A 3,680-nucleotide genomic window follows, 5' to 3' on the forward strand; every position below is an offset into this window, starting at 1 on the left:
CGGATCAGTCGCTGGGTGGCTGGTTCCTCGTCCTGGAGAACGTGCCGGGCGTGTCCCTCACGCAGTGGTACAGCACGCCAGGCCCCACCGCTCGGGACATCATGCGGGTGTTCGAGCGGATCGCCACCGCGCTGGTCGTCATGCACGACGCGGGCGTGCGCTACCCCCACCTGACCTGCGATGACGTGAAGCTCCGGGAAGGAGGCCTGCAGCCGGTCATCATCGACCTGGGCGGCGCCTTCGCGGGGGAGGGGCCTGTCCCGGAGGCGGAGACCACGGGAGATGTCCGCAGCATGGGCGTGATGCTCTACGAGACCCTGACCCGCCGGCAGCCCGGGCCACTCATCCTCCCGCCCCATGTCATCAACCCACGCGTCCCTCGGGACCTGAGCGACTTCGCCATGCGGCTGCTGTCCCCGTAAGAGGAAGCGCTCAGCTCAGCGCTGCGACGAAGTCGCGCAGGCGCCCCAGGCCCTTCTGGATCACCTCGCGCGAGGTGGCAAAGCTCAGCCGCAGGTAGCCCTCGGCTCCGAAGGGAGCACCCGGCACCACCGCCACCCGGAAGTCATCCAGGAGGATCTCGGAGATCCGCGCCGACGTGCCCAGCGGCGCCCCCTTGTACGAGCGCTGCAGCAGGCCTCGCACGTCCGGGAACACGTAGAAGGCCCCCTCGGGCTTGCGGCACTTCACCCCCTCCAGCGCGTTGAGCCCCGAGACGATCAGCTCCCGGCGCGCGCGGAACTCCTCCACCATGGTGGCGATGAAGTCCGTCGGCCCCTTCAGCGCCGCCAGCGCCCCCTTCTGCACCATAGAGGTAGGGTTCGACGTCGACTGGTCCTGGATCATCTGCATGGCCGAGATGAGCGGCTTCGGGCCCGCCGCGTACCCCAGGCGCCAGCCTGTCATCGAGTACGCCTTGCTCATGCCGTTGACCACCACCAGCCGAGGCACCAGGTCCGCCGCCACGTTGGCGATGTTCAGGAACTGCCCCTCGTAGAGCAGCTTCTCGTAGATGTCGTCGCTGATGATCAGGCAGTCATGCCCCTTCACCGCCGCGGCAATGCCCTCCAGCGCCGCGCGCGAGAACACAGCGCCGCTGGGGTTGCTGGGGCTGTTGAGCACGATGGCCCGGGTGCGCGGGGTGAGCGCACGGCGGATGGCCTCTGGATCCGGCGCGAAGCCATTCTCCTCGCGCGTCTCGATGAAGACAGGGCGCCCGCCCGCCAGCAGCACCATGTCCGGGTAGCTCACCCAGTACGGCGTGAGGATGATGACCTCGTCACCCTCGTTCAGCAGCGCCTGGAAGATGTTGTAGAGCGAGTGCTTCGCCCCCACGGACACCAGCACTTGATCCGGCGTGTAGGTGAGCTGGTTGTCCCGCTGGAGCTTCGCGCAGATGGCCTCGCGCAGCTCGGGGATGCCCGCCGTGGGCGTGTACTTGGTGAAGCCCGCCTTCAGGGAGTCAATCGCGGCCTGCTTGATGAACTCGGGGGTGTCGAAGTCCGGCTCGCCGGCCACGAACCCCGCCACGTCTACGCCTTGCGCCGCCAGCGCCTTGGCGCGTGCGTTGAGCGCCAGCGTGGGGGACGGCTTGATGGCTTTGATGCGCTGTGCCAATTGCATGGCCGGTTGCTATCGCGAGACGCCAGGCCGGACAAGGGGTACGAGCGGCTCAAGGCTTCCAAGCGAACTTGGCCACCAGCTTCGCGTGCACGTTGCTCGGCACCAGGCCCGTCACGTCTCCCCCCAGGGAGGCGACTTCCCGGACGAGCTGTGACGAAATGTAGAAGTAATCCTCACCCGTCATCATGAAGACGGTCTCGATGCCCGGCGCCAGCTTGCGGTTCATGTTGGCCAGCTGGAACTCGTACTCGAAGTCCGACACGGCGCGCAGCCCTCGGAGCAGGACGCTCACGTTGCGCTGCTTGGCGTACTCCACCAGGAGCCCCTGGAAGGCATCGACTTCCACTCGGGGATCGGGGCAGGCCTCGCGGATGAGCTCGCGCCGCTCGTCCAGGGTGAAGAGCGGCGTCTTCTTCGGGTTGACCGCGATGGCCACGATCACCCGATCGAACATCTGGAGGCCGCGCTGGATGAGGCTGAGGTGCCCGTTGGTGAGCGGATCGAAGGAACCTGGGTAGATGGCCACCGGCATGACGCCGGAGTCTCGGCCCACCCCACGGGTCGGTCAAGGAATGCGGTAGAAGCTCACCAGCGTGTCCCCGAACCGGCGCTGGTCCACCCGGGCAAACCCATGCTGGGACTCGGACTCGGGGGCAGGCTCGCGCTTGTCGTGCTCGATGACGACCATCCCGCCGGGCGTCAGCAGCCCCGCCTGCCCCACCTGCTCCAGCACCGTCTCCACCACCCGGGCCGCATAGGGCGGGTCCGCGAAGATGAGCTCGAAGCGCTCCCCTCGCTTGCCCAGCGCCTCCACCGCCCGCGCCACCGGCTGGCCGAGGATCTCCACCTGGCCGGAGAACCCCAGGGCATCCGTGTTCTGCCGGCACAGCGCCAGGGCCTCGCGGTCCGAGTCCACCAGCACGGCCCGGCCCGCGCCGCGCGAGAGGGACTCCAGCGCCAGCGCCCCCGTGCCCGCGTACAGATCCAGCACCGCCTGCCCTTCCAGCCACTGCCCGAGCACGTTGAAGAGCGTCTCCCGCACCCGATCCGCCGTGGGGCGGATGTGCCGGGACGTCGGCTTGGGCCCTTGGAGCGCTCGGCCCTTCGCGCTGCCCGCGACGATCCGCATCCGCTCAGTCGCCCTGGTTCTCGGCCAGCCACACCATGGAGCGCCAGCCCGACCTCGAGGCCCCCAACATGGAGATCATCTCAGTCGCCTCGGTGAAGGACAGGGCCTCCAGTCGCTCGCGCGCGGCGGTCTCCAGCGGTGGGAGCTGCTCCTCGATGAGCCCCAAGAGCTCGCCCGGAGACATGCCCGCGGTGTCGGCCTTCTGCTCCACCACGGCCCGCGCCTCCGCCGGCCACGCCGCCAGCGAGAGCCGCTCGAAGGGTGCTGCACAGTCCACCTTGCGCACCCCCGCCGCCACCAGCGTGGGCAGCGAGCGCACGGCGTGCTCTGGCACGTCCGCCACCGTCACGCTCACGCCGAAGTCCGTGGCCAGCTCCACCAGCAGGTGCAGCAGCCCCACGTCCAGATCCTCCTCGCCGAACTCCGCCGCGGGCACTCGCAGGAAGCCCACCGGCACCCCGCCCTTGCGCAGGCCCTCCAGCAGCGGGCGCGCCGTGTCCGTCAGGCTTGCCCCCTCGTGCGGGCGCGCCGGCAGCGTCAGCTCCATAGGCAGCTCCCGCTCACGCAGCGGAGCGCACAGGGAGCGGATCACCTCCACCGCCGAGCTGGGATCCAGCCGGGACACATCCAGCGACACCAGGGAGAACCCGTCGTCCACCAGGCGGAAGATCGCCTCCTGCTGAAACGCCACCCCCTCCGGCTTGGGCTTGGCCACCCGCACCGGCCCGGCCTGCAGGAAGAGGGGGCGCGCGTGCTCGGACTCCGCGGCGGCGGCCTTCACGGAGGCCAGGAAGCGCTCCGTGGCGCCTCGGTCCGCCAGCGGGTGGGAGCACGCCAGCCCCAGCACCGAGTCCTCCGCCCGGGCCGCCGTCAGCAGCCCCGGCACGGTCGCCTTGGCCCGCACCGGCACGCACGGCAGGGCCGCCGG

The 3,680-nt window shown here is 69.8% G+C and carries 4 protein-coding genes and 1 pseudogene; 1 reads left to right on the top strand and 4 read right to left on the bottom strand.

Annotated features, from left to right (window positions below):
* A pseudogene (locus VD972_RS14005) lies at positions 1 to 422 on the top strand (protein kinase); the annotation flags it as partial.
* Positions 423 to 432: 10 nt separating this feature from the next.
* Here the strand turns inward: VD972_RS14005 and VD972_RS14010 are convergent.
* From VD972_RS14010 to VD972_RS14025, 4 genes are all read right to left on the bottom strand, one after another.
* Positions 433 to 1,623, bottom strand: a complete 1,191-nt coding sequence (locus tag VD972_RS14010) for a pyridoxal phosphate-dependent aminotransferase (protein WP_324986683.1) — start codon at positions 1,621 to 1,623, stop codon at positions 433 to 435.
* A 49-nt stretch (positions 1,624 to 1,672) separates the two neighbouring features.
* On the bottom strand, positions 1,673 to 2,155 hold the full coding sequence (gene coaD, locus VD972_RS14015; RefSeq protein WP_324986686.1) for a pantetheine-phosphate adenylyltransferase: 483 nt from the start codon (positions 2,153 to 2,155) through the stop codon (positions 1,673 to 1,675).
* Positions 2,156 to 2,188: 33 nt separating this feature from the next.
* Entirely contained in the window at positions 2,189 to 2,752 is a 564-nt protein-coding gene (gene rsmD / locus VD972_RS14020) for a 16S rRNA (guanine(966)-N(2))-methyltransferase RsmD (protein ID WP_324986689.1), read from the bottom strand.
* 4 nt (positions 2,753 to 2,756) lie between these two features.
* Positions 2,757 to 3,680, bottom strand: a 924-nt coding sequence (locus VD972_RS14025; protein ID WP_324986692.1) for a hypothetical protein, incomplete at its 5' end; no start/stop codon positions are given.

The organism is Hyalangium sp., assembly GCF_035629615.1.
Taxonomy (GTDB): Bacteria; Myxococcota; Myxococcia; order Myxococcales; family Myxococcaceae; genus Hyalangium.